Genomic DNA, 26,009 nt, shown 5'->3' with positions numbered 1-26,009 from the left:
TGCCTACCTGAAAGATGTACTGGCTCGGCTGCCGACCCAGAAGGCCAGCCAGATCCACGAACTCCTGCCTCAGAACTGGAAGCCGGTCGACTGATCACTCGCGAAGGGTGATGACCGGCCGCTTACCTTCCAGCTTCCAGCTTCCAGCTTCCAGCTTCCAGCTATGCTAGGCTAGCCGTTCATTTTTCACAGCAAGCCTTATCCCCGCTATGGATGACGTCACGGCGATTCTCGATCAACTCAATCCGGCCCAGCGCGAGGCCGTCAGCGCCCCTCAGGGCAACATGCTGGTGTTGGCTGGAGCCGGCTCAGGCAAGACCCGGGTGCTGGTGCACCGCATTGCCTGGTTGTTGCAGGCCGAGGGCATGTCACCCTACGCCATCCTCGCCGTGACCTTCACCAACAAGGCGGCCCGCGAGATGCGTACCCGCCTCGAGGCCCTGCTAGGCCTGTCGCTGCGCAACATGTGGGTGGGTACCTTTCACTCCATCGCCCACCGCCTGCTGCGCACCCATTGGCAGGACGCGCGACTTCCCCAGCACTTTCAGATCATCGACAGCGACGACCAGTTGCGGCTGATCAAGCGCCTGCTCAAGGATCACCGGATCGACGACGAGCGTTTTCCGCCGCGCCAGGTGCAGTATTTCATCTCCGGTTGCAAGGAAGAGGGGCTGCGCCCGCATCAGGTGGATGTCCATGGTGACGCTTACATGGGGCAGATGGTCGAGCTCTACGAGCGCTATCAACTGACCTGCGAACGCGGCGGCCTGGTCGACTTCGGCGAGCTGCTGCTGAGAAGCCTCGAACTGTTGCGCGACAATCCGGCGTTGCTGTCCCACTACCGCGAGCGCTTCTCCCACCTGCTGGTCGACGAGTTCCAGGATACCAACACCCTGCAATACGCCTGGCTGAAGCTGCTGGCAGGCGACCGGGCCGGGCTGACGGTGGTCGGCGACGACGACCAGTCGATCTATGGCTGGCGTGGCTCGCGAGTCGAGAACATCCGCCGCTTCGAGCAGGAGTTTCCCGATACCCATACCGTGCGCCTGGAGCAGAACTACCGCTCGACCAGCGCCATCCTGGATGCCGCCAATGCCCTGATCACCCATAACGCCGGGCGCATGGGCAAGGAACTGTGGACCGACGGCGAGCGCGGCGAGCCGATCTCGTTGTATGCCGGCTTCAATGATCTCGACGAGGCGCGCTTCATCGTCGATACGATCAAGGAGAAGGTCGACGAGGGATTCAATCGGCGTGAGATCGCCATCCTCTATCGCTCCAACGCCCAGTCACGGGTGCTGGAGGAGACACTGATCCGCCAGGGGATGCCTTACCGCATCTATGGGGGACAGCGCTTCTACGAGCGCCTCGAGATCAAGAACGCCCTGGCCTACCTGCGGTTGCTGCTCAATCGCGAGGACGATGCCTCGCTGGAGCGGGTGATCAACGTGCCGGCACGCGGCATCGGCACCCGTACCGTGGAAATCTTGCGCGAGCGCGCCCGCCAAACCAACGTCTCGTTGTGGCAGGCGCTGCACGACTGCCTCGCCGACGCCACTCTCAAGGGGCGTGCCGGCAACGCGATCACGGCCTTCTCCGATCTGATCGAACGCCTCGACAATGACACCGCTGGTATGGCGCTGCACGAGATCATCGCGCATGTGAACGAGGCCTCGGGACTGATCGAACATCACCGCAGCGAAAAGGGCGAGAAAGGCCAGGCTCGGGTCGAGAACCTCGAGGAACTGGTCAACGCCGCGCGCGCTTTCACTCTGGGCGATGCCCTGGATCCCCCCGAGGTGGGCGAGGGCGCTGCGGCGCTGGAGCCCTTCCTGGCCGAGGCGGCCCTGAACGCCGGCGATCACGAGGCTGACGAGTTCGAGGATGGCGTGCAGTTGATGACCCTGCACTCGGCCAAGGGCCTGGAATTCCCGATCGTGTTCATCGCCGGAGTGGAAGAGGGCCTGTTTCCGCACAAGATGTCGCTCGAGGAGCCCGGCCGCCTCGAGGAGGAACGTCGGTTGTGCTACGTGGGCGTGACTCGCGCCATGCGCAAACTGTACCTCACCTATGCCGAGTTGCGCCGTTTGCACGGCAAGGAAACCTTCCAGCGGCCGTCGCGCTTCTTGCGCGAGCTGCCCGAGGAGTTACTCGAGGAAGTGCGGCTGCGCGGTCAGATCTCACGTCCGGTGACCGCCACCCGTCCGGCAATGGGTTTGTCGCGGCAGACGTCGGTCGATGGTGGCGGCGGCCTGCCCACGCTGTCACTCGGGCAGCGTGTCAGCCATCCGCTGTTTGGCGAGGGAGTGATCCTCAATGCCGAAGGCGAGGGTGAGCGGGCCCGGGTGCAGGTCAGCTTCGAAGGCGAAGGCGACAAGTGGCTGGTGCTGGGGTTTGCCAACCTGACTCCCCTGTGAGGTCGATAGGAAGCCGAGACTTCGTCGGGAGTTGCAGCGACTGCGTTAACGCCCAGGGCTTGCCGAGCAAAACGCTGCTAAGCATACTGCGTGACGGACACTTTTCCGGGAGGCAGCGCCTCCGACAGGAAAATCACAATAACGCAATCTGGAGTCATGCTCGCCATGCAACGCCGTCAATTTCTGACCACGCTGGGGGTCGGTGCGGCCGGAGCCGTTGCCGCGCCTTTCGTTTCTACCGCCAGTGCCCAAGAGACCATCACCTGGAACATGGTCACTTCCTGGCCCAAGAACTTCCCCGCCCTGGGGACCGGTGCCAACGACTTCGCCAAACGCCTCGAGACACTTTCCGGGGGCCGCATGCGGGTGAGAGTCCACGGCGCCGGTGAAATGGTGCCAGCGCTGGAAGTCTTCGATGCGGTGGCCGCCGGCACTGCCGAGATGGGGCACTCCGCCGCTTACTACTGGCGTGGCAAGGTCGCCGCGGCACAGTTCTTCACCGCCGTACCCTTCGGCATGAATACCACCGAAACCAACTCCTGGCTGTACAACGGCGGCGGACAGGAGCTGTGGGACGAACTCTACGCCAAGCACAATCTCAAACCCTTCCCGGTAGGCAATACCGGTACCCAGATGGCCGGCTGGTTCAAGAAGGAAATCAACTCGCTGGAGGACATGCAGGGCTTGAAGCTGCGTTTGCCGGGGCTGGCCGGTGAGGCCATGAACGGGATCGGGGTGACCACGGTGAACATGCCGGGCTCGGAGATCTTCACCTCGATGCAGACTGGGGTGCTCGATGCCGCCGACTGGGTAGGTCCGTACAACGACTTGGCCTTCGGCCTGCACCAGGTGGCCGACTATTACTACACCTCGGCGTGGAACGAGCCCAGTGCGATCTTGGAAGGGACTGTCAATCTGGATGCCTGGAATGCCTTGCCAGACGACCTCAAGGCCGTGGTCACGGAGGCCGCGCGCAGTGCCAACCTGGCGATGATAGACGAGTTCACCTATCGCAACGCTCAGGCACTGAAGACGCTCGTCGACGAGCATGGCGTTCAGCTTCGCAGCTTCCCCGAGGATGTGATGCAAGCGCTCTACGAGTCGTCTCAGGAAGTGCTGCAGCGCCAAGTCGAGAACGACCCGGATTCACGAAAGATCTACGAGTCCTATCGCGACTTCCAGCAACTGGTACGCTCGTTCACCGACGTCGGTGAGTTTGCCTACCTGAAAGCGCGTGACTCGGCCAGCAGCTAGGTAATGATTCAGCGCTGGGCTCGATCAGCTATCGCCATCGGGCACGGCGCGGATTCGGCCGTTATCGTCGAGCGCGACCATTACGAAACGAGCCTCGGTGACCTTGTAGAGTTCATCGGGATCGCGCTCGTGGGGCGGACGGATCCACACCTCGACGTCGATCTTGATCGAACTGCGGCCGATCTCGCGCACGGCGGTAAAGATATTGACCACCGAGCCGACCCGAACCGGGCACAGGAAATCCATGGATTCGATGGCGACGGTGGCGGTACGGCCATGTGCCTGGCGGCCGGCAGCCAGCTCGGCAGCCTGATCCATGTGGGCGACCAGCCATCCGCCGGGAATGTCGCCATAGAAATTGGTATCCTGCCGCGAGGCCAGCAACTTGAGGGTCAACTCCCCTTGTGGAGTGGGCACATCATCGAGGTCGGTCATGGACATCTTTTGCTCGGCGGTTATTGTTGTGGGGTCGGATCGTCGACGCGGACACGAGAGAGCATCTTAAACGCCAGCGGGGGGATGTCACCACCTTACTCTCTCATCCGTATTCCACCCAATCGCCGACGGGAGTCGTCATGGTCAGGATCTCGCGCCTCGTCCAGCGGTCACTAGCCTGCGGACTGTTGTGGTGTCTGCCATTGACATCGCTTATGGCCGACACCTCACTGCCTGTGGTCGGCAACCTTGGCTCCATCGGCTCCGAGACGCTGGCCGGCCTGATGCTGCGCTGGGGTGAACAGTTGGAGGACCGTCATCCGGGGGTACGCCTACAGCTCCAGGCTAGTGGTTCAGCGACGGCACCTCCGGCGCTGGCGGCCGGCACCACCCGGTTGGGCCCCATGTCGCGCCGCATGTCCGAGAGCGAGCGACGTGATTTCATCACCCGCCAGGGCCATGAGCCGACCCGTATTCCCGTCGCCATGGATGCCTTGGCGATCTTCGTCCACCGTCACAATCCCGTTAAGACGCTGAGTCTGGCCGAGGTGGATGCTATCTTCTCCGACACCCGATACTGTGGCGCCGACGCGACCATCGAGCGCTGGGAGACGCTTGGGGTCGAGGTCGGTGCCATCGTACGGCACAGCCGCAACTCGGTTTCCGGCACCTACGGCATCTTCAAGCGTCAGGCCTTGTGCGGCGGCGACTTCCGTCGTGATGTCAACGAGTACCCGGGTTCGTCGGCGGTGGTGGCGGCGGTGGCCAGAAGCCCTGGCGGTATCGGTTATGCCAGCATGAGCTACTTGACCCCCTCGGTGCGTGCCTTGGCACTGCGTGATGGTCAAGGGCAAGCGGTACGCCCGAGCATAGAAACCACGCTGAGCGGTGCATATCCGCTGTCGCGGACCCTGTACCTGTATGTCAATCTTCCCCCCGGCGAGCGGCTGCCGCAACCCGAGGCGGCCTTTCTCGACCTGGTGCTGTCGTCGTCTGGCCAGGAAATCGTGCGCGCGCTGGGCTTCGTACCCCTGCCTGACGAATCTTTGGCGATCAGTCGCAAGCGATTGGGGCTCGCGCCGTTGGCCTCGCCTCCATGACGCGCTGTCATCTCCCTGTCACACGCTTGCCGCATAGTTGTGCTGGGAACCCGCTGCCGCATTCGATACCCATGCCTTTCGACCACCGCCGGACATGATCGATTTCTCCACCTCCTCAGCGCGTCGCCGCCAGCGCTTGCGACTGGTACGTGATCGACTCGCTACCTTGCTGATCAGCGCTTGCGGGATCGGGGTGGTGGGGGCTGTGCTGGCGATTGGTGTTTTCCTCGCCGTGGAAGTGGTGCCTCTGTTCACGTCGGCCAAGATAGAGCAGGCACCCGCGGCCGACCAAGACATGCGGGACATTAGCGATCTTCAGCGTACCTGGCTACGCCCGACGTCGACTGGGGCTTTCGTGGCACGAACCGAGAAGCGGTTCGCCGACTTGGGAGCGGGGCCGCTGGCGGTAGGTGAAACGATGCTGTGGCGCGCAGATGGGCGCGATCTCGAGGTATTCTCGTTGGCGGAAGGTGAGCCGCGTCTGTTGGGCCGAGTCACGGCAGTCGAAGAAGGTCGCCGGATTACCGCACTGGCCTCGCTGGTCGGTGGAAGAGCGCTGATCGTCGGCGATGATGGCGGCGGCGTCAGGCGCTGGGTGATGGGTCCTGACAGTGTCCTGCCGATACCCACTCCCGCCTACCGGCAGGCTGGGCAGGCACCGATTCGGGTCTTGATGCCCGTGCCCGATAGACGGCTGTTCCTGGCACTGAATGACGCGGGTGAGCTGGCACTCTACCAGGCATTGGCCGGCCTTCTGTGGACGGGAGCGGCCCCCGCTGGGGAGCCATTGGGATTCGATGCCGAGGCTCGGCTATTGTGGTCGGATACGACAGGCATCGAACGGCTCGTCGTCGATGCCGAGCACGCCGAGGTGAATTGGGACACCCTGTGGCGACCGCAGCATTATCAAGGACATGCCGAATCCCAGCATCGCTGGCAGGCCAGCGTCACGGATTCCGCCGACGAACCGAAGTACGGACTGGCACCACTGGCCTGGGGAACGCTCAAGGCTGCCGCCTATGCCTTGTTGTTTGCCATTCCACTGGCACTAGGGGCCGCTATCCATTCGTCCTGCTTCATGTCACGTCAACTGCGCCACCGGCTCAAGCCCACCATCGAGATGATGGAGGCCATGCCCGGGGTGGTGATCGGCTTCGTTGCCGGATTGGTGCTGGCGCCCTATATCGAGCGTCATCTCGCCGGTGCCTTCGCCCTGTTGCTGGTATTGCCGATGGGCCTGCTTGTCGGTGGCTGGGCCTGGTCGTTGCTTTCGCCGCACTTGCGGCAGCGGTTGCCGCTTGGCTGGGCAGGCTTGTGGCTGATGCCCTGGCTGGCCGTATTGATCGCCCTGTCGCTATGGCTGTCGCCAGCCCTGGAGCGGGTATTCTTCGGCGGTGACCTGCATTTGTGGCTGGAGCAGGTCCTGGGACTGGACTATGTCAGCCGTAACGCCATGATCGTCGGTCTGGCGATGGGGTTCGCGGTGATCCCGACCATCTATGCCTTGACCGAGGATGCCTTGTCCGGGGTACCGGCCAGCCTTGGCGAAGGCGCTCTGGCGCTGGGAGCGACGCGCTGGCAAACGTTATGGAAGGTGTTGCTGCCGGCGGCCAGCCCCGGAATTTTCTCGGCGGTGATGATTGGCGCCGGCCGTGCGGTGGGGGAGACCATGATCTTGCTAATGGCGACCGGCAATAGTGCCATGATGACTCTGAGTCCGTTGGAAGACATGCGCTCGATGGCGGCCAATATCGCCATCGAGCTTCCCGAGGCCGCCCTTGGCGGGACCCACTACCGCCTGCTGATGCTCAGCGCGCTTTTGCTGTTCGTCTTCACCTTCTGTGTCAACACCCTGGCCGAGGTAGTTCGGGGGCGCCTCAAGCGTCGCTACAGGCGACTGGAGGGACGTTCATGATCGCGCGCTGGGGTCGACGTTTACGGATACCGCGTGGCGAGGGCGCAGGACCGTGGCTGGCTGCGGGCTGCGTGTCGCTGTCGCTGCTGATGGTGGTGGCGTTGTTGGTGCTGTTGGCCGGCCGTGGGCTGGTATATTTCTGGCCGACCGAAATCGAGCTGGTCACCCTGGACGATGGACAGCATTTTGCCGGCCACGCAATACGCGATGAACCGCCACCGCGCGGCCAGCTGGGCGTGTCCCAGCGGCTCTATCACACCGGCAACCGGGACCTTCACGGCGAGGTCTGGCGCTGGGTCGATATCGAGCGTATCGCGAGCCAGGCACGGCCAGCCGACCTGGTGGTCGTCGAGCGCAACCGCTGGGGAGATTTCATCGGTCGGGTAGCCGGTCTGCAAGAGCAAGGCCGGGATCTGGCGCTGAGTGAAGCCGAGAGATGGCCGACGGTACGCCAGCGTCTCGAACGTGTCGTACGCTTGCGCGAGGAGAGCGACGCTCTGCGCGAGCAGGTTGTCGAGCCGCTGGCCAAGCGGTTGGCGGAGGGGCGATGGCGAGACAGTAATGACCGCGAGTCTCTGGCAGCCGAATTGGAAGCGGCCAACGCCCGGGTGCTGGCCGTGCAGGATGCCATGAGTCGCGATGCCCTGGTGTTGGAGAGCGTCAATGGGCGGCGTGTGGTCCAGCCGTTGCAAGGCGTGTACCGGATTCTCCGGCCCAACGCCATGTCGGGGTTCGACAAGTTCATGGCCTGGGGGCGGGACGTATGGCGGTTCCTCAGCGAGGGACCGCGAGCGGCCAATGCGGCGGGCGGCGTGTGGCCGGCGATTTTCGGCACCATGCTGATGGTGATGCTGATGTCGGTAGCGGTCACCCCCTTCGGTGTGCTTGCCGCGGTCTATCTCAACGAGATCGCCCCCCAGGGGCGCCTGACCCGGCTGGTGAGGATCGGGGTACGCAACCTGGCAGGCGTGCCCTCCATCGTCTATGGCGTGTTCGGTCTTGGCGTGTTCGTCTATGGCATCGGCGGAACCCTCGATGAGTGGTTCTTCCATGACCGCTTGCCGTCGCCTACCTTCGGCACCGGTGGCTTGCTTTGGGCCTCGCTGACCCTGGCGCTACTGACGCTGCCGGTGGTGATCGTCGCCACCGAGGAAGGCTTGGCCAGGATCCCCGATGCACAACGTGAAGGTGCGCTGGCATTGGGCGCTACCCGTGCCGAGACCCTGCGCCGCGTGGTGTTGCCGATGGCCGTTCCGGCGATGTTGACCGGGGTGATCCTGGCCATCGCCCGTGCCGCTGGCGAGGTGGCGCCATTGATGCTGGTGGGAGTGGCCAAGCTGGCGCCCCAGGTGCCGGTGGACGGTGAGTTTCCCTTTCTCCATCTTGAAAGGAAATTCATGCATTTGGGCTACCACATCCTCGATGTCGGTTTCTACAGTGGCGATATCGAGGCCGCAATGCCATTGGTCTATGCCACGGCTCTGTTGCTGGTGCTGGTGATTCTGGTGCTTAACCTGACTGCAATCTTTCTGCGGCATCATGTCAAGGCGCGTCATGGCGCGCTGCAACGCTAGGAGGCTCGCTGTTGCCCGTTTTCGACTCCGTTACCGATCCCGCATCACCGGCATCCGCGGTATCCACCGCTGCCGTGATCGAGATCCCCGCGTCGGCCAGTTGCTTCGAAATCGAGGGGCTGTCGCTCGCCTATGGCGACACGCCGGCACTCGAGAATCTGACGTTGCGCGTTCCACGTCAGCGTGTGACCGCCTTCATCGGCCCCTCGGGGTGCGGCAAGACGACGTTGCTGCGGGCCCTCAACCGTTTACACGATCTCAATGATGAGGTTCGGCGCCAGGGTCACATTCATCTCGAGGGACAGGAGATCCATGCCCCTGAGGTGGAGGTGGCGGAGTTGCGACGTCGGGTCGGCATGGTGTTCCAGACCCCCAACCCATTTCCGATGTCGATCTATGAGAACGTGGCCTTCGGCTTGCGGTTGCAGGCGCCGCTGAAGAAGCGCCAGCGCGATGAGATGATCGAATGGGCACTGCGTTCGGCGGCGTTGTGGGACGAGGTCAAGGATCGTCTGCACGATTCCGCCTGGTCGCTGTCCGGTGGCCAGCAGCAGCGGCTGGTGATCGCTCGCACCTTGGCCGTGGAGCCCGAGGTGTTGCTACTCGACGAACCGGCCTCGGCCCTGGACCCGATTTCGACGCTGAAGATCGAGGAGTTGATTCGCAGTCTCAAGTCACGCCTGACGTTGATCCTGGTCACCCACAACATGCAGCAGGCGGCTCGGGTCTCGGACTACACCGCCTTCCTGCACGCTGGCGAATTGGTGGAATATGCTGCCACCGACGCCCTGTTCACCAACCCGCGCCTGGCGCAGACTGAAAACTACATTACCGGCCGGATGGTCTGATGTACCCCGGCCACAGGAGAGACCCATGGATATCACCAGCGAAACGCATAGTCAGCATATTTCCAAGCAGTTCAATCACGAGCTCGAGGAACTCAAGACCCATCTGATGGCCATGGGAGGAATGGTGGAGCGCCAGGTGCAGGAGGCCGTCTCGGCTCTGCTCGATGGTGACAGCCGCCTGGCCGAGCGCGTGCGCGACAACGATAAGGCCGTCAACGACCTGCAACTCAAGATCGACGACGAGTGCACCCGCGTGCTGGCGCGACGCCAGCCGGCGGCATCCGATCTGCGTCTGGTGCTGGCAGTGATCCGTGCTACCTCGGATCTCGAGCGGATCGGCGACGAGGCCAGCAAGATCGCCCGCAATGCTCTTGCCCTGATCGAAGCCGGCAATGGCGCCAAGGGCTTCGTAGAGGTGCGCCATATCAGCGAGCACGTGCGCAAGATGGTACGCGACGCCCTGACCGCTTTTGCCCGTTTCGACATCGACCTGGCGCTGAAGGTGGTCCACGAGGATGACGCGGTGGACAGTGAATACACCAGCGCCATGCGTTCTCTGATGACCTTCATGATGGAGGATCCTCGATCGATCTCTTCGGTGCTCAGTGTGATGTGGATCCTGCGCGCGCTGGAGCGTATCGGCGACCACGCCGACAACCTCGCCGAGTACGTGATCTATCTTGTCAAGGGGCTGGATATCCGTCATATCGACCCCGACGAACTCGACGAGGACGCTCTGAAGCGCTGAGGCATCGTCTACCGCAAGATGTAATACTATCGGCCGTCGCCGGGAAGGCGGCGGCCTTGTCATGTCTGGCTTGTGGAGTGTCTCGAGATGATGGATGCCTTGACCTCGCTCACGCGGGGTACGCGCCTTGTGTATTCACCGGGCCTGCGGCGCTATGTGTTCGTCCCGGTACTGATCAATCTGCTGGTGTATGCCGCCATGCTGCACTATGTGCTGAGCCGATTCGGCGGTTGGATGGATAGCTGGATGGCCATGGTGCCGGGTTGGCTGGATTGGTTGACGTGGCTGATCTGGCCGCTGTTCGTGATCGCCCTGTTAGTGGTGGTGTTCTTCACCTTTACCTTGGTGACTCACCTGATCGCAGCCCCCTTCTATGGCTTGTTGGCCGCCAAGGTAGAAACCCAAGTCACCGGCCGTCCTCCCATCGATGACCGTGGCCTGGTCAGGACCGGCATCGACGCCTTGGGCCGCGAGCTTCTCAAGCTGGTTTATATCCTACCGCGCATGGCGCTGCTGTTCGTGGTGAGTTGGATCCCTGTCGTCAATGTCGTCGCGCCGCTGCTGTGGGCTGCCTTCTCGGCGTGGATGATGGCCATCACCTACCTCGACTATCCCATGGACAACAACAAGGTCAGCTTCGCCGACATGCGGCGCCGGCTGCGCAGTCGCTGGTGGCCGACGCTGACCTACGGCGGCTGGGTAACGCTGGTGACCTGGATACCGCTGGCCAACCTGTTCCTGCTGCCCGGTGCCGTGGCCGGTGCGGTCTTGATGTGGGATAGGCATTATCGCGATTTGACGCTGAAAGCGGTTCAGGCGCGCTGAGCTTCGTTGTGATCGTCGTTGGCCGCGGCCAACCGAGCTGCCGGGAAGATGCAGCGGAACAGCGCACCCTCGCCGGGGCGGGAGTCGATTTCAAGGTGGGCGTCGTGGCGCAGCAGCACATGCTTGACGATGGCCAGGCCCAGACCGGTGCCGCCGGTGGCAGCGCTTCTGCCCTTGTCGACGCGATAGAAGCGTTCGGTGAGGCGCGGGATATGCACTGGGTCGATGCCTTCGCCGTCATCTTCGACCTCGAGGCAGGCTCCCTTTCCCCACGGACGCCAGCGCAGGGTGATATGACACTCCTCGCCAGCGTAGCGCACGGCATTGAACACCAGATTGGAGACGGCGCTGCGCAACTCCTGTTCACTACCCAGCAAGCGTTGCGAGGAATCGAGTTCGACCGCAAACTTCTGTTGGCCGGAGGATAGCGACTCGGCATCACGACGCACTGTCTCGAGCAATTGGTCAACCGCCACTGGGCTGGTGTCCTCGCCGCGTTGGTCGATCTCCAGGCGCGATAGCAGCAGTAGGTCGTTGACCAGGTTCTGCATGCGCGTGGTCTGTTCCTGCATCTGGGCTAGGCCACGGGCGAACCGTGAGGTCAGCCGCTCTTCCCCGCTCTGCTCGAGAAAGTCCCGATAGGTTTCCAGGTAACCGGACAACACCGTCAGTGGCGTTCTGAGTTCGTGGGAGACGTTGGCCACGAAGTCACGGCGCATCTGCTCCAGGCGATGCAGGCGGGTGATGTCGCGGGCCATCAGCAGACGCTCATCATCGCCGTAGAGGGTGATCTGGAATTGCAGGATACGACGCTCGTCGATCGGTGAGGGCAAGGTCAGTGGTTCGCGGTAGTCGCGGGCATTGAAATAGCCGATGAAGCGTGGGTCGCGTAGCAGGTTGGTGATGTGCTGGCCGCGGTCGTGGGCAGCCTGAAGGCCTAGCATGCGCTCGGCGGCGCTGTTCCACCACTCCAGGTCTCCGCGCCGATCGAGCATTACCACGCTATCGCTCATCGCCTCGGAGGATTCCTGAATGCGTTTGAGGGTGGCGCGCAGGCGCTGCTGAGTGAGGCGCTGGCCCTTCTGGTATTTGTAGAGGCGGTCGAACAGCTCGCCCCACACACCTTTGGCGGCTGGCGGCTCATCATGTGGATGACGGGTCAACCAATGGTGGAGGGCGTGCAGTCGTTTCAGGTGCAGCGCCAGATACACGCCCAATCCAAGCGCCAGGCCCCAGCCGCCGGCACCGGTCAGCCAGCCCACTACCAGGCCGGTGAAGGCCAGTCCGGCCAGTTGCCACAGTTCGCGGCTCCAGAGGCGCACGTCAACCCTTGGCGGAGAACCGGTAACCGGTGCCGCGTACGGTCTGGATCAGGTGTTGGTGGGTATCGCCCAGCGCCTTGCGCAGGCGACGAATATGCACATCCACGGTACGCTCCTCGACATAGACATTGCCGCCCCAGACCTGATCGAGCAGCTGACTGCGAGTATAAGCGCGTTCCTGGTGCGTCATGAAGAACTGCAGCAGGCGGTACTCGGTAGGGCCGATCTCCACGGCGTTGCCATGGGCACTGACCCGATGGCTGGCCGGATCCAGCACTAGCCCCTCGACCTCCACGGCTTCCTCGACGCCCCTGGGCGTGGTGCGGCGCAGGACGGCCTTGAGGCGTGCCACCAGCTCGCGCGGCGAGAAAGGCTTGGTGATGTAGTCGTCGGCACCGGCTTCGAGCCCCTGGATCTTGTTGTCCTCCTCACTCTTGGCGGTGAGCAGGATGATCGGCAGCTCGGCGGTGGTCTCGTCTCGCTTGAGGCGCCTGGCCAGCTCGATGCCACTGGTGCCGGGCATCATCCAGTCAAGCAGAATCAGGTCGGGCTGGTGATCGACCACCATGGCGTGAGCCGCCTGGGCGCTGTCGGCTTCCAGCACTCGGTAGTCGGCCATTTCCAGCGCCACGGCGATCATCTCGCGAATGGAGGCTTCGTCATCGACGATCAGCACGGTCTTGGCGGACATGAATAGCCCTCATGAAGGCAATGACGGAGTGGTGACGATTGCAGCATGCTTATATTACAGCACTGTGACAGCCGCTGTTCGACCCTTGTCCTGGTCTAGCTTCCGGGGGATGGCCACAGCGTCAATGCCAGTCCGGCAAAGACCACCAGGCCCGCCCAGTGGTTGTTGAGAAAGGCGCGGAAACAGCGCTCCCGAGAGCGGTCATGGATCAGCCACTGCTGATAGATGAAGATCGCCGCCATGGCGGTAAGCCCCACCCAGTAGAAAGCACCCAGCGCCAGCCGTATACCGACCCAGCCAAGCAGGGCCAGGGTGGCGAGTTGCAGCACGCCGATCATCAGCTTGTCGGCACGCCCGAACAGTACCGCGGTGGACTTGATGCCGATCTGCACGTCATCGTCGCGATCGACCATGGCGTATTGGGTGTCATAGGCCACCGTCCAGGTCACGTTGGCGGCGAACAGCAGCCAGGCTTCCACCGGCAGCTCCTGACGTACCGCACCGAAGGCCATGGGAATCGCCCACGAGAAGGCGGCTCCCAGGAATAGCTGTGGCAGGTGGGTGTAGCGCTTCATGAAGGGGTAGACGAAAGCCAGCGCCACGCCCACGAAGGACAGCATTATCGTGAACAGGTTGGTGAAGCACACCAGCACGAAGGCGCTGGCGACCAGCACGCCGAACAGCACTTTGGCTTCGTGTTCGCTGATACGTCCCGTGGCCAAGGGGCGGTCCTTGGTGCGCTTGACGTGGCCGTCGAAGTGGCGGTCGGCGTAATCGTTGACCACGCAGCCAGCGGCACGCATCAGGTAGACGCCGGCGACGAAGATCAGCAGCAGGTCGCGACTCGGCAGTCCTTCGGCGGCGATCCATAGCGCCCATAGCGTCGGCCACATCAGCAACCAGGTGCCGATCGGGCGGTCGAGGCGCATCAGGTGCAGGAAGTCGGGCAGGCGGGCCAGGCCGCGGGCGCGTAGCGTGTGATCCATTCATATCTCCACTTCGAACAGCCCTATCCTAGCTTGCGGGCAGTGCCAATTCATCCCTCATGGCGTCGAGAAAGAACTCCTGGACCAGTACCGCGAAGCGTCCGTGGCGGAACACCGAGCGCCGCCCCCAGGGACCGGGGGCCGGGTAGAAGGGGGCCTGGTGACGAGTAATTTCGATAGGGCCACGTTCGAGGTCCGGCTGACGAAACAGCCAGCTCCCCAGGGAGTTTTCACCAAGACGGTCCAGGCGCTGGCCGCGCAGCCGTGACAGCGGAGCTACCGAACGGGCCACTACCCACGGACGTTCGGCCACGCACAACGCCACCTCGCGCAGCCAGGCGTGTCGCCCAAGCGGCAAGCCCAGGGCCAGGGCCTCGTCGTGACGAGGGCGCGCGACGCGCTGATCGAGCAGGCACACACGAAAGTCGCGCTGATCGGCGGCAGAGATCAGTCGCGCCGTCAGGGAGTCGCAGGAAGCAACCCAGGCCCACCACGCCGGGCTCATGGCCGGACGGCTGGCCTTGGCGGGTTGCCAGTGGGGGGACCAGGTCGAGGCGGTTGTCGGGCTATCGCGCACCAGGCGTCTCCGCGTCAGGATGGGGGCGCGTAGTGTACCATGAGGGCTCCTTGAGATTGGCTTGCCAGGAGCCCCATGAGCGCACCTCTGACGATACTCGGTACCGGGATGGCCGGTCTCGGACTGGCCCGGCAATTGCGGACCCTTGACTCCGAGCGACCGATCACCCTGATCACCGCGGATAGCGGCGATGACTACTCCAAGCCACTGCTGTCCACTGGTTTCGCCAAGCGTCAACCGCCTGAGCGTCTGGCACAACGCTCGGCGCTGGAGGTGGCGGATCAGTTGGGTGCGGTGGTGCGCACTCATACCCGAGTCACGGCCATCGACCCTGAGTCCCGCACGCTATGGCTCGATCATGAGGCGTTGCCCTACAGCGAACTGGTGATCGCCACTGGCGCAGTACCACAGCCACCGATGACGATTCCCGACGACTTGACGGCGAAGGTCTTCACCATCAACGATCTTGATGACTATCGGGCTTTTTACTACGCTCTGACGCGTCTGAATCGGCCGGCCCGGGTGGCCATTGTCGGCAGTGGGCTGGTGGGTTGCGAATTCTCCAACGATCTTGCCGGCGGTGGTCACCGGGTCAGCGTGATCGCTCCGGAAGCCACGCCTTTGGCGCGTCTGCTGCCCGAATCCTTGGGCCAGGCACTGGCCGATGCCATGCACGAGGGTGGAATCGAGCTGCTGATGGGGCGCACCCTGGCCTCCTTGGAGGATGTTGGAGCCGGTGTCGGCCTGGCCTTGAGTGACGGCCGGACCCTGGAGGCGGATCTGGTGCTGGTCGCCACTGGCCTCAAACCCCGCGTGCAACTCGCTGCCGAAGCCAATATCGAAACCAGCGCGGCCGGTATTCATACCGATCGTTATCTGCGTACCTCGGTGCCAGGGATTCATGCCTTGGGTGACGTGGCCTGCGTGGATGGTGTCAACGCCATGCACGTTCAACCATTGCAGGCATGTGCCAAGGCCCTGGCGGCCACGCTTGCCGGTAACCCAACCCGCGTCCGCTACGGCCCCTGGCCGGTGCTGGTCAAGACGCCGCTGTGCCCGGTGGTGGCCTTGCCGCCGGCCCGGACGCCGGCACGCTGGCGCATCGAGGGGGAAAGCCCGGATCTGACCGCTATGGCCGAGGACGAAGACGGACGTTTGATTGGATTTGCGTTGACAGGCGCCTGTGTCAGGCGGAAAGTCGAACTGGCGCGAGCCGCGCCAGCATTGCTAGTCTAGTGACGTTGTGTCCGGCGCCTGCCTCTGTGACAGCGCTAACAGCGCTAAATGTCATGGGGAGGCTGCCGATAACTCGGAAGGGTGTATCTTCGATAGCGAAGGACATCTTACCTTCAACAACAAGAAGGGCGGCAATCGCCGCCGTGCCATGCCAAACCAGGAGGGCTGTATGCGCAAACCAGAACTCGCCTCGGCGATTGCCGAGCGTGCCGATCTTTCCAAGGACAAAGCCAGCCAGGTGCTCAATGTCATTCTCGACGAGATCACAGGTAGCGTGGCCAAGGGACAGGATGTATCGCTGATCGGTTTCGGCTCTTTCACCGTGCGCGAGCGTGCTGCTCGTACCGGCAAGAACCCCCAGACCGGCCAACCCTTGACCATTCCGGCCAGCAAGACCGTAGCCTTCAAGCCGGGCAAGGCGCTCAAGGACGCCGTGGCCAAGTAGTTACGCCGGTCTCATCGCACCCGCATAGGGGCGCAGCGCTTCCGGCCGCTCGGATGGGTTCGCGCCACGCCACGCCGGCTGTTCTCCCGCAGCCGGCGCACCCATTCCCCACCATGCTCATGCAGGGATTGCCATGAAGCTTCGATTGATGCTGTGGTTACTCGGCCTGTTGCTCAAGCGCGCCCAGCGTCGCAAGCCGGGCTTTCGGGATGCGCTCGCCGAAATGCGTGGTCTGGACTGGGGTATTGCCACCGAGGACCTGGCTATAGCCCGATATTACCGCATGTCACCGAGTGGGATCGAAACCGGTCCCGGCCTGCCGGTGGATCTCGACCTCGAACTGCGTTTCGCCGATGTCGACTCTGCCGTCAAGATCCTGCGACGGCCCACTCAACGTGCCTTCCTCGATGGCATGATGGCGGGCACCGTGCGCCTGGTCGGTGACTCCGGCGATCTGCAGAAACTGCAGAAGCTGCTTCGCCATATCTAGTACCATGTACCACGGTTCCCGAATTGGCCAAACGCCTTTCCATAGAGAGCGACCGTGGATATTCCTCATCAGCGCCTCGTTTATTTTCGGATCGCCGCAGAATCGGGATCGGTGCGGCGGGCTGCGTCGCGCCTCGATATCGCTCCTTCGGCAGTGAGCCGACAGATCGCGCTACTCGAAGAAGCCCTGGGTGCCGTCCTGATCGAGCGTCAGCGACACGGTATCCGACTGACGCCGGTGGGAGAGATGCTGCTGGAGTATTGCGAGCGTCGCGGCGCGCTGGATGAGAGCTTCATCGCCTCTCTTGAAGCTTACCAGCGCCTGGAAACCGGCACGGTGTCACTGGTGGTGGGAGAAGGCTTCGTCAGCGATCTGATCGCTTCGCCGCTGCGTGAATTCACCGAACGCTATTCCGGTATACAGCTCGATATCCACTTGGCGGGCACCACTGGCATCATCGAGGCGATCGTCGAGGATCAGGCGCATATCGGCCTGATGTTTCATGAACGCACCCATCCCCAGCTACGCTTCTGGGCCTCAAGCCCGCAGCCGCTGATGGCGATACTCCCTCCCGACCATCCACTTGCCGCTCAAGCGACACCGCTGACGCTGGAACAGATCAGCGACCAGCCAATGGCCATGTGGGACCCCGGCCACGGGGTGAGGCAGATGGTCGATCAGGCCTTCCAACAGGCGCACCTGCGCCCGCGCCTGGCAATGAATACCAACTCCATGGTGGTGCTTGCACAGTATGTACGCAGCGGCATGGGCATCACTCTGCTGCCGGGCTTTGCCGTGGCGCATGACCTCGATGTTGGCACTCTGGTGGCACGCCCCGTCGACGACCCGTTATTCCAGCGTTCCCAGGCCCATATGGTCACCCGTATCGGGCGCCAACAGCCCAAGGCCAGCGTCCTGCTACTGCGTCATCTGCAGCACTGGATGCAGGCATTCCGCGATGCTGAAGCGCCACGCTTGCCCTGAGCCAGTGTCCGCAGCGTGGCGCTCAGCCGTTCAGCCGACCCCATTGCCATACCCGAACGCCACACTAGCCTCAGGAGCGGTTTCCACCCATACACTTTGCGGTACGCTGTACTCACGCAAGCCGTCCAGACCACTGGAACGACCATAGCCGCTGTCACGGAAACCGCCGAAGGGCGACATCACATTGATGGCCTTGTAGCTATTGATCCAAACCGTGCCGGCACGCAGTCTGGCGGCAACTCGATGTGCCTGGGCGGGGTCCTGGGTCCAAACGGCGCCGGCAAGCCCGAAGCGGGTGTCGTTGGCCAAGCGGATGGCATCGGCTTCATCATCGAAGGCCATTACCACCAGCACCGGACCGAACACTTCTTCTCGGGCGATTTCCATCTCGGGTGTCACGTCCACCAGCACGGTAGGAGCGATGAAATAGCCTTGGGCCTCGTCAGGCAGCCCTGCGGGCCGCCGACCACCGGTCAGAACCCTGGCGCCTGCTGCCACCGCGTCCTCGATCATGCACATGACCCGCTGGTATTGTCGGCGGTTCTGCAGCGGACCCATGCGAGTGGTCTCGTCGTCAGGGAGGCCCACGGCGATCTGCTCTGCGGCGCGGGCCAAGCGAGTGGCCACCTCTTCGAAGGCCCCGCGCTGGACCAGCAGGCGTGAGCCCGCCACACAACTCTGTCCGGCGGCGGCGAAGATCGCCGCTTGGGCACCGGCCACCGCCTCGTCCAGCCGTGCGTCGGCGAACACGATATTGGCCGACTTGCCGCCCAACTCCAGCACGCTGGGAGCCAAGCGCCTGGCTGCGGCCTCCGCAATCAGGTGACCACTTTCCGGCGAGCCGACGAATACTAACTTGCCGATGCCGTCATGGCCTGTCAGTGCCGCGCCGGTGGTGGGCCCTAGGCCGTTGACGATATTGATCAGGCCCTTTGGCAGGCCGCCATTCTCCAGGAGTCTGGCGATCACCACCGAGGAGAATGGTGTTAGCTCCGAGGGCTTGAGTACCACGCCGTTACCGGCGGCGATGGCCGGAGCAAGCTGCCAGGCACAGGTGAACATGGGGGCGTTCCAGGGGGTGATCTGGCCGACCACGCCGTAGGGCACGTAACGTACGTAGTTGAGATGCGAAGTGGGCACCGGGATCACCTCGCCGTGCTGCTTGTCGCACCAGCCGGCATAGTACTCGAACATCTCGCGCACCTTGACCACCTCGGCACGACAGTCGCGGATCGGCTTGCCGGCAACCACGCTCTCGAGCTGAGCAAGCGGCTCTTCGAAGCCCTCGAGGCCGCGCACCGCAGCATTCATGCGCCGGCCGCGCTCGCTGGCGGTCAGCGCCATCCACTCGCCTTGGGCATGCGTCGCGGCGGCGACTGCTTGGTCAAGTAGTGTGGCACCGGCGTCGTGGTAGCGACACAACGTTTCGCCAGTGGCCGGGTTGTCGAGCACGATCTCCTCGCCGGTGCCTGCACACAGGGTGCCACCGATCCAGTTGGACGCGACGATGCCGTCGTCGGTGGTCAGCAACTCGGCGAGAAGCCCTTGCAGTTGCTGTTGAGCCAGGCGATTCAGTGTGGAACTCATTGTGCGACCTCCGCCATGAAGGGGGCGACGATGCGGTTGAAATCCTCGTGGTCGGCGATGGCATCTCCACTTCCTTGCCACTGCGCCACGACCTGTTCGAGAAGTGCCAGTGGCAGGTCCATCGCCTGGGCGGCGTCCCGTGCCAGACGTAGGTCCTTGCGCATCAGTCCCATGGTGAAGCCTGAGTCGAAGTGCCCGGAGAGTACCCACTCGGGGAAGTTGACTTCACTGACCGCGCTGCGCCCCGAGCCGCTGTTGAGACCGGCCAGGCAGGCGGCGGGGTCGACGCCGCCTTTGACAGCCAATGCCACGGCTTCGGCAGTGGTGATCAGGTGTGCCGCACACAGATAGTTGTTGGCCAGTTTCACGGTGTGGCCGCAGCCTGGGCCGCCGACATGGGTATATTTCGACGACATGGCGTCGAGCATTGGTCGCAGCCGCTCGACGGTGGCCGGCTTGCCACCCAGCAGCATGCCCAACTTGCCGGTTGCCGCTCCACGCGGCCCGCCGCTGACCGGCGCATCCAGCCATTCACGGCCTGATGCTTCCACCGTGGCGGCCAGTTCCCGGCTTACCGCGGGGTCTGAGGTCGAAGTATCGACGATCACGCTGCCTTGAGGCGCTATCGTCAGCAGGCCCGGAGTGGTTTCGATCACCTCGCGCACGTGCGCCGAGGTAGGTAGTGAAAGCAGGTATACGTCGCTTGCGCCGAGGGCTTCCGGGGCGACGACAGCCAGCCCTTGATCGGCGAGACGCTTGCGCGCATCGGCACTGACGTCGGTGCCGGTCACGCTGAAGCCGGCACTCCGCAAGGTCAGTGCCATGGCTCCACCCATCTGGCCTAGGCCGATGACGGTGATATGGAAAGACATGTCAGACTCCTTTGAAACGATGGGCAAAGGGTGTCCGGATTCGGGCCCTGAGAGGCCCGAACTCGGCTATTTCCATGATGAAGGTGCTCGTTATGCCTAGCGCAGCAACTTCGCAACCAGCTCGACCCAGTAGCGAGTACCGATCGGCAGCAACTCGTCGCTGAAGTCATAGCGCGGGCTATGCAGCGGTGCGCAGTCATGGCCGTTGCCCAGCCAGATATAGGCGCCTGGTCGTTGTTCGAGGAAGAAGGAGAAGTCCTCGGAGGCCATGCTGGGAGTGGGATTGCGCCGCACCTTGTCGCTGCCTAGCAGGTCGTCGAGCACTTCGGCGCAGTGCTGGGCATGGGGCGGGGTGTTGATGGTCGCCGGATAACAGCGCCGATAGTCCAGCGATGCCTGCAGCCCGTGGAAGCCAGCGAGTGTTTCGACGGCCTGTGTGAAGCGCCGCTCCAGACGAGCCTTGAGTTCCATGTCGAAGCAGCGCAGGGTGCCGCGCAACTCGGCTCGTTCCGGAATGACATTGAAGGTATCGCCGGCATGGAAGCTGGTGATGCTCAACACCGCGGGCTGGTCGGGGGACGTCTCGCGGCTGATCAGCGCCTGCAACTGGGTGACCAGTTGGCAACTGGCCAACAGGGTGTCGGTGCCCAAGTGTGGCATTGCCGCATGGCAACCTTTGCCGGTCAGGGTCAATGAGAAGATGTCGAAGGCCGCCATCACGGCGGTGTCGTGCACCGCCGCTTCCCCCACCGGCAGGCCGGGCCAGTTGTGCAGACCGTAGACGGCATCCACCGGGAAACGCTCGAAGAGGCCCGCCTCGAGCATGCTGCGGGCACCACCCTCGTTCTCTTCCGCCGGCTGGAAGATGAACACTACCCGGCCTCGGAAGTCAGGCTGTCGGGACAGTGCCCAGGCCGCTCCGAGCAGCATCGTGGTATGACCGTCGTGGCCACAGGCATGCATGCGTCCCGGATGGCAGGAGGCGTGGGCGACATCGTTCTCCTCAGTGACGTGCAAAGCGTCAATGTCAGCGCGTAGCCCGATGCTCGGCCCCGAACCCCGGGTACCCTCCAAAACGCCGACCACGCCAGTACCGGCGATACCGGTGGTGACATCCAGCCCCCACTCGCGAAGTAACGTGGTAAGGCGCTCGCTGGTTCGGAACTCCTCGAAGGCGGTTTCCGGGTGGCGATGGAAATCGTGTCGCCACTCGCGCAGGAGTTCATAGGAGGGAAGAGGGATTGATGGCATCTCGGTTCTTCCTACAGCATCAGGTGGGCGACGATGGCCGAGCCAACGAAAGTGCCGGTGAACACCAGTAGCGAGATGATCACCAGTTTCCAGCCGGTCTGCTTGAACATGGTGAACTCGCGGCCGGTCAGTGCCAGGCCGGCGTAGGCGAGCACTGGGGTCACCACGGCCAGAAAGTTCACATGGGTGAGCTGCTCGACGATCCAGCCGTTACCCGGAAAGAACGGTAGCGTCATCAGGATGCTGACCAGCGAGACCCAGGCGACGCTGGGCAGGTAGAAGGGCGCGACACGCCCGATCCCCAGGCCGATCATCACCATGGCGTAGAGGACCATCATGCCCGGCAGTGCCTGAAGCAGAGGTGCGCCGTTGACGATATTGGCGATCCAAGCGGCGGCGCAGACCACGGCCAGCAGCAGGGCGGTCTTGCCGAGTTGGTTTTCGGGGCGCAGTTCCTGCAACTGCTGGTTATCGATGGTGGCGGTATCAGAGGTTTTCATTGCGGGCCTCCTGAAGAGCGGTAGGGCTCAGGCGCTTGTATAGCCATTCGGCAGCGGGCAGGGCGATGAACAGGGAAACATAGAGCCCCGTCGCATAAGTGAGCAGGTTACTGGCACCGGAGAAGGCCAGGAGTTCGTCGCGCATGCCTGGCATTGCCTCGGCCAGGGCGCCGGAACAGGCCGCTACCATGCTGCCGCTTCCCACCCCGCAGGCCATGGCCAGGGCGCGCACGTCGAAGATATCCAGCGATGCCAGATACCCTGCCATCAGCGCGAAGTAGAGGGTGCCGAACATGGTGCCGACCACGTAGACCCCCATGATGCCGATGCCCTCTGGACTGCGCAGGCCGTACTTGTCGGAAATGATGGCGATGTTCGGTTCGCGGGCGATGGAATAGGTGGCACCAATGGTTTCCCGCCCCATACGCAATACCAGCACAGCGAAGGGCAGCGCCAGCAGCATGGTGCCGAGATTGCCCAGTTCCTGCAGGATCAGTGCCGGGCCGGCGGCGATGATCTGCTCGATGGCTGGACCGATGGTAGAGCCGAACTTGGCGATGAAGGGCAGGATAGCGATCAGGATGAGCGGGCCCGCGGCATTGCTGACCGATTCGGGGATGATTCGGTTCATGCCGGAGAACAGGTGAGGATTGAGCAGTACACCGATGATGAAGGCGTAAAACAATGGCAGCAGTAGCAGAGTGCCGGGCCCCATCGGTATACGGAGAATACCGATCCACTCGGCGAGGAGTGACGCCAGTATCACCGTCAGGTGCAGGCGCCAGTTCAATAGCAGCTTGAGATCCATAAGGGTTGTCCTTGTTGTGATATGGGACACCCTGAGTATCGAAAGGAGTCTGTTCTAATGGTAGCCAGTTGGTGTTCACAATTTTGGAACGCACCACTCAAACCTGCCCATACCTTCCCGCTTCCTCGCCGAGCCAGCGACGGATCAGCGGCTCGCTGGCCTCGGGTGCCTCTTCCAGCAAGGCCTTGGCCAGGGGGCTGACCTGCTCGAGCAGGTCGCGGTCGCGTTCCAGGTCAGCGATTTTCATCTGCGCCAGCCCGGTCTGCCGGGTACCTAACACCTCACCGGGGCCACGCAGTTCCAGATCCTTCTCGGCGATGCGGAAGCCATCACTGGTCTCGCGCATCACCGCCAGGCGTTCGCGGGAATGAGCCGACAGAGGGGGGTGATAGAGCAGCACACAGAAGCTTTCGGTGGAGCCGCGCCCCACGCGGCCACGTAACTGGTGCAACTGCGACAGCCCCAGACGTTCGGGGTTTTCTATGATCATCAGACTGGCGTTGGGCACGTCGACGCCGACCTCGATTACCGTGGTGGCGACCAGAAGGTCGAGTTCGCCTTCCTTGAAGGCGCTCATCACTTCGGCTTTCTCGGCGGCCTTCATGCGCCCGTGGACCAGGCCGATGGCGAGTTCCGGCAGTGCCTCGGTCAGGCTGTCGCGGGTTGCCTCGGCGGCTTGGCACTGCAGCGCCTCGGACTCCTCGATCAGGGTACACACCCAATAGGCCTGGCGGCCCGCGGCGCATGCCTGGCGGATGCGGGTGACGACCTCGGGGCGGCGTTCGTCGGGCACGGCGACGGTCTGCACCGGGGTACGGCCGGGGGGAAGTTCGTCGATTACCGAGACATCGAGATCGGCGTAGGCACTCATTGCCAGGGTGCGCGGGATCGGCGTGGCGGTCATCACCAACTGGTGGGGCGTCAGCCCACCGGCCTCTCCCTTCTCGCGCAGTGCCAGGCGCTGGTGAACGCCGAAGCGGTGTTGTTCGTCGACGATCGCCAGGCCCAAGCGCTGGAAGTGCACGTCGCCCTGGAACAGCGCATGAGTGCCGACCACCATCTGCGCACGGCCATCGAGAATTGCGGCCTTGGTATCGAGACGTGGCTTGCCCTTGAGCTTGCCGGCCAGCCAAGCGACTTCGATGCCGAGCGGCGCCAGCCAGTCGCGGAAGGTGCGGTAATGCTGTTCGGCGAGGATCTCGGTGGGTGCCATCATCGCCGCCTGGCAGCCGCCGGCGATCGCCTGCAGCGCAGCCATCGCCGCCACTACTGTCTTGCCCGAGCCAACGTCACCCTGCACCAAACGCAACATGGGGACTGGCCGCTCGAGGTCATGAGCGATCTCGTCGAGCACGCGGCGTTGGGCGCCGGTCAGAGCGAACGGCAACTGGGCCACGAAACGCGCCTGCAGGCCGCGACCGGAGGGCAGCGTGGGCGCACCGTCGGCTTGAATACGCAGTCGTACCTGGCGCAGGCTGAGCTGGTGGGCCAGCAGTTCCTCCAGGGCCAGGCGGCGCTGGGCAGGGTGCCGTCCGTCGGCCAGGCACGCCAGGTCGGCATCCGGCGGCGGTTCGTGCAGGTAGTGAAGCGAGGTGTGCAGTTCGGGAAGGCGAAAGCGTTCGCGCAGGGCCTTGGGAATCCAGTCGGGCAGTGACTGGGGCGTAGCATCGAGCAGTTTCAGGGCTTGGGCGATCAAGCCGCGCAGGCGCGGCTGGTTTAGTCCCTCGGTGGTCGGGTAGATGGGCGTCAGGTGATCTTCAACCGGGGTGTCGCCGGCCTTGAGCAGACGATACTCGGGATGATATAGCTCGAGGCCGGTGGCGCCGGCTCGGGCTTCACCGAAGCAGCGCACCCGGGTTCCCGGCTGAAACTGTTGCTGCTGGGCCGGCGAAAAGTGGAAAAAGCGCAAGCTAAGGATGCCCGACCCGTCCTTGAGTCGCACCAGCAGGCTGCGACGTCGCCCGCGTACCACGTCGCTGGCCGCGACCTCGCCCTCGACCACCGCCTCGTGCCCGGCGCGCAGGGTGGCGATCGGCGTGATGCGCGTGCGATCCTGATAGCGCAGCGGCAGGTGGAAGAGCAGGTCGGCGACGCTCTCGACACGCAGCCGGGCCAGCTTGGCGGCCAGTGCCTCGCCGACCCCGGACAGCGTCGTGACCGGTTGCATCAGATCGTTCATGCCGGCTCGGGTTGCTGGAGGCGGCGGCATTGGATGATGGCGTTGGTCAGGGCATCGATGGCCTTGGGTCGAGGGAAACTGGCCCGCCAGGCGATGGCCACGGTGCGTGAAGGCGCTTCCGGTGTGAAGGGACGACTTTCCAACACTCCGGCCTCATAATGGCCGGTACCGATCGCCGAGAGGGGCAGTACGGTCACGCCCAGCTTGGAGGCGACCATGTGGCGAATGGTCTCCAGCGAGCCGCCCTCGGCAGTCAGGGTATTGTTGGGACTGTTGAGCTGTGCGCTGATCGCCGGGCAGGCCTCGAGGATCTGGTCGCGGAAGCAGTGCCCCTCGCCAAGCAGCAACAGGCGCTCCTTGAGCAGGTCCTCCTTGTCGATGGTGGCCTTGGCCGCCCATGGGTGGCCGGCTGGCATCAGCACCTCGAAGGGCTCTTCGTACAGCGCCTTGGTCAGTACATCGGTCTCGGTGAAGGGCAGGGCGACGATGATCGCGTCCAACTCGCCGCTGCGGAGCTTGCGGCGCAGGTTGGCGGTGAAGCCTTCCTCGATGTACAGCGGCATCTGCGGCGCAGTGCGCGCCAGTTCCGGCACCAGGTGCGGGAACAGGTAGGGGCCGATGGTGTAGATGGCACCGATGCGCAGGGGGCTGGTGAGCTGGTCCTTGCCGGCATTGGCCAGTTCCTTGATCACGCTGCTCTGCTCCAGCACGCGTTGGGCCTGCTCGACGATCTGTTCACCCAGCGGGGTGACCTGTACCGTAGACTTGGAACGCTCGAACAGGGCTACGCCGAGTTCTTCCTCGAGCTTCTTGACGGCCACCGACAGGGTAGGCTGCGACACGAAGCAACGCTCGGCGGCACGGCCGAAGTGGCGCTCCTGAGCCAAGGTTACGATGTAGCGGAGTTCTGTTAGAGTCATGGTGGTGCCTTCGCGGCATCCTCTTGAATCGATGGACAGGGGTTT

25 protein-coding genes are annotated in these 26,009 nt (G+C 63.4%); 13 read left to right on the top strand and 12 right to left on the bottom strand.

Features of this window, described 5'->3' with window-relative positions; all coding sequences use genetic code 11:
• The 3 genes from IE093_RS17770 to IE093_RS17760 form a co-directional block, all read left to right on the top strand.
• A partial coding sequence (locus tag IE093_RS17770; RefSeq protein ID WP_189470829.1) for a transposase domain-containing protein occupies positions 1–94 on the top strand: 94 nt, incomplete at its 5' end.
• Between the two features lie 115 nt (positions 95–209).
• Positions 210–2,417 (top strand): DNA helicase II, encoded by a 2,208-nt coding sequence (gene uvrD / locus IE093_RS17765; RefSeq protein WP_189471526.1) that lies wholly within the window; start codon positions 210–212, stop codon positions 2,415–2,417.
• Positions 2,418–2,582: 165 nt separating this feature from the next.
• Positions 2,583–3,671 carry a TRAP transporter substrate-binding protein gene (locus tag IE093_RS17760; protein ID WP_189471523.1) on the top strand — a complete coding sequence of 363 codons (1,089 nt, stop codon included), beginning with the start codon at positions 2,583–2,585 and terminating at the stop codon, positions 3,669–3,671.
• Positions 3,672–3,695: 24 nt separating this feature from the next.
• Here the strand turns inward: IE093_RS17760 and IE093_RS17755 are convergent, their stop codons facing one another.
• Entirely contained in the window at positions 3,696–4,106 is a 411-nt protein-coding gene (locus tag IE093_RS17755; protein ID WP_189471545.1) for an acyl-CoA thioesterase, read from the bottom strand.
• 140 nt (positions 4,107–4,246) lie between these two features.
• Here IE093_RS17755 and IE093_RS17750 point away from each other — a divergent pair, with 140 nt between their 5' ends.
• From IE093_RS17750 to cysZ, 6 genes are all read left to right on the top strand, one after another.
• Positions 4,247–5,206 carry a PstS family phosphate ABC transporter substrate-binding protein gene (locus tag IE093_RS17750; protein WP_189471520.1) on the top strand — a complete coding sequence of 320 codons (960 nt, stop codon included), beginning with the start codon at positions 4,247–4,249 and terminating at the stop codon, positions 5,204–5,206.
• 814 nt (positions 5,207–6,020) lie between these two features.
• Entirely contained in the window at positions 6,021–7,121 is a 1,101-nt protein-coding gene (locus IE093_RS17745) for an ABC transporter permease subunit (protein WP_479691166.1), read from the top strand.
• Positions 7,118–8,695, top strand: coding sequence for a phosphate ABC transporter permease PstA (gene pstA, locus IE093_RS17740; protein ID WP_189471517.1), 1,578 nt, complete (start codon positions 7,118–7,120; stop codon positions 8,693–8,695). The genes IE093_RS17745 and pstA overlap by 4 nt, the downstream gene beginning before the upstream one ends.
• A gap of 74 nt (positions 8,696–8,769) precedes the next feature.
• Positions 8,770–9,543 carry a phosphate ABC transporter ATP-binding protein PstB gene (gene pstB, locus IE093_RS17735; RefSeq protein ID WP_189471543.1) on the top strand — a complete coding sequence of 258 codons (774 nt, stop codon included), beginning with the start codon at positions 8,770–8,772 and terminating at the stop codon, positions 9,541–9,543.
• 25 nt (positions 9,544–9,568) lie between these two features.
• Positions 9,569–10,291: a phosphate signaling complex protein PhoU gene (gene phoU / locus IE093_RS17730; RefSeq protein ID WP_189471515.1), complete on the top strand. Its 723-nt coding sequence runs from the start codon at positions 9,569–9,571 to the stop codon at positions 10,289–10,291.
• A gap of 87 nt (positions 10,292–10,378) precedes the next feature.
• Positions 10,379–11,116, top strand: a complete 738-nt coding sequence (cysZ, locus tag IE093_RS17725; protein WP_189471513.1) for a sulfate transporter CysZ — start codon at positions 10,379–10,381, stop codon at positions 11,114–11,116.
• Here cysZ and phoR read toward each other — a convergent pair.
• From phoR to IE093_RS17705, 4 genes are all read right to left on the bottom strand, one after another.
• Positions 11,104–12,438 carry a phosphate regulon sensor histidine kinase PhoR gene (gene phoR, locus IE093_RS17720; RefSeq protein ID WP_189471510.1) on the bottom strand — a complete coding sequence of 445 codons (1,335 nt, stop codon included), beginning with the start codon at positions 12,436–12,438 and terminating at the stop codon, positions 11,104–11,106. The genes cysZ and phoR overlap by 13 nt on opposite strands.
• Before the next feature lies 1 nt (position 12,439).
• Entirely contained in the window at positions 12,440–13,129 is a 690-nt protein-coding gene (phoB, locus tag IE093_RS17715) for a phosphate regulon transcriptional regulator PhoB (RefSeq protein WP_189471508.1), read from the bottom strand.
• Between the two features lie 95 nt (positions 13,130–13,224).
• Positions 13,225–14,115: a 4-hydroxybenzoate octaprenyltransferase gene (gene ubiA / locus IE093_RS17710; protein WP_189471506.1), complete on the bottom strand. Its 891-nt coding sequence runs from the start codon at positions 14,113–14,115 to the stop codon at positions 13,225–13,227.
• Between the two features lie 28 nt (positions 14,116–14,143).
• Positions 14,144–14,692 (bottom strand): chorismate--pyruvate lyase family protein, encoded by a 549-nt coding sequence (locus IE093_RS17705; protein WP_422730993.1) that lies wholly within the window; start codon positions 14,690–14,692, stop codon positions 14,144–14,146.
• A gap of 75 nt (positions 14,693–14,767) precedes the next feature.
• Between IE093_RS17705 and IE093_RS17700 the strand changes: the two genes are divergently transcribed.
• From IE093_RS17700 to IE093_RS17685, 4 genes are all read left to right on the top strand, one after another.
• On the top strand, positions 14,768–15,928 hold the full coding sequence (locus IE093_RS17700; RefSeq protein WP_189471504.1) for an FAD-dependent oxidoreductase: 1,161 nt from the start codon (positions 14,768–14,770) through the stop codon (positions 15,926–15,928).
• 7 nt (positions 15,929–15,935) lie between these two features.
• A complete protein-coding gene (locus IE093_RS22685; RefSeq protein WP_268247409.1) occupies positions 15,936–16,373 on the top strand; it encodes an HU family DNA-binding protein in 438 nt (145 codons plus the stop codon).
• A gap of 133 nt (positions 16,374–16,506) precedes the next feature.
• Complete coding sequence (locus IE093_RS17690; protein WP_189471500.1) at positions 16,507–16,863, top strand: hypothetical protein; 357 nt, start codon at positions 16,507–16,509, stop codon at positions 16,861–16,863.
• Positions 16,864–16,917: 54 nt separating this feature from the next.
• Positions 16,918–17,847, top strand: coding sequence for a LysR family transcriptional regulator (locus IE093_RS17685; protein WP_189471499.1), 930 nt, complete (start codon positions 16,918–16,920; stop codon positions 17,845–17,847).
• A 30-nt stretch (positions 17,848–17,877) separates the two neighbouring features.
• Here IE093_RS17685 and IE093_RS17680 read toward each other — a convergent pair whose 3' ends face one another.
• From IE093_RS17680 to IE093_RS17650, 7 genes are all read right to left on the bottom strand, one after another.
• Positions 17,878–19,434 (bottom strand): aldehyde dehydrogenase family protein, encoded by a 1,557-nt coding sequence (locus tag IE093_RS17680; RefSeq protein ID WP_189471498.1) that lies wholly within the window; start codon positions 19,432–19,434, stop codon positions 17,878–17,880.
• Positions 19,431–20,306, bottom strand: a complete 876-nt coding sequence (locus IE093_RS17675) for an NAD(P)-dependent oxidoreductase (protein ID WP_189471497.1) — start codon at positions 20,304–20,306, stop codon at positions 19,431–19,433. The genes IE093_RS17680 and IE093_RS17675 overlap by 4 nt, the downstream gene beginning before the upstream one ends.
• Positions 20,307–20,402: 96 nt before the next feature.
• Entirely contained in the window at positions 20,403–21,557 is a 1,155-nt protein-coding gene (locus tag IE093_RS17670; RefSeq protein WP_189471496.1) for a M20 aminoacylase family protein, read from the bottom strand.
• A gap of 11 nt (positions 21,558–21,568) precedes the next feature.
• Entirely contained in the window at positions 21,569–22,057 is a 489-nt protein-coding gene (locus IE093_RS17665; protein WP_189471495.1) for a hypothetical protein, read from the bottom strand.
• Positions 22,044–22,865: a DUF3100 domain-containing protein gene (locus tag IE093_RS17660; RefSeq protein ID WP_189471494.1), complete on the bottom strand. Its 822-nt coding sequence runs from the start codon at positions 22,863–22,865 to the stop codon at positions 22,044–22,046. Before IE093_RS17660 ends, IE093_RS17665 begins: the two co-directional genes overlap by 14 nt.
• 97 nt (positions 22,866–22,962) lie before the next feature.
• A complete protein-coding gene (gene recG, locus IE093_RS17655) occupies positions 22,963–25,044 on the bottom strand; it encodes an ATP-dependent DNA helicase RecG (protein WP_189471493.1) in 2,082 nt (693 codons plus the stop codon).
• Positions 25,041–25,964 (bottom strand): hydrogen peroxide-inducible genes activator, encoded by a 924-nt coding sequence (locus tag IE093_RS17650; protein WP_189471491.1) that lies wholly within the window; start codon positions 25,962–25,964, stop codon positions 25,041–25,043. The genes recG and IE093_RS17650 overlap by 4 nt, the downstream gene beginning before the upstream one ends.
• Between the last annotated feature and the right edge of the window lie 45 nt (positions 25,965–26,009).

Source organism: Litchfieldella qijiaojingensis (genome assembly GCF_014651875.1).
Classification (GTDB): domain Bacteria; phylum Pseudomonadota; class Gammaproteobacteria; order Pseudomonadales; family Halomonadaceae; genus Litchfieldella; species Litchfieldella qijiaojingensis.
This window is presented reverse-complemented; position numbering and strand designations above follow the sequence as displayed.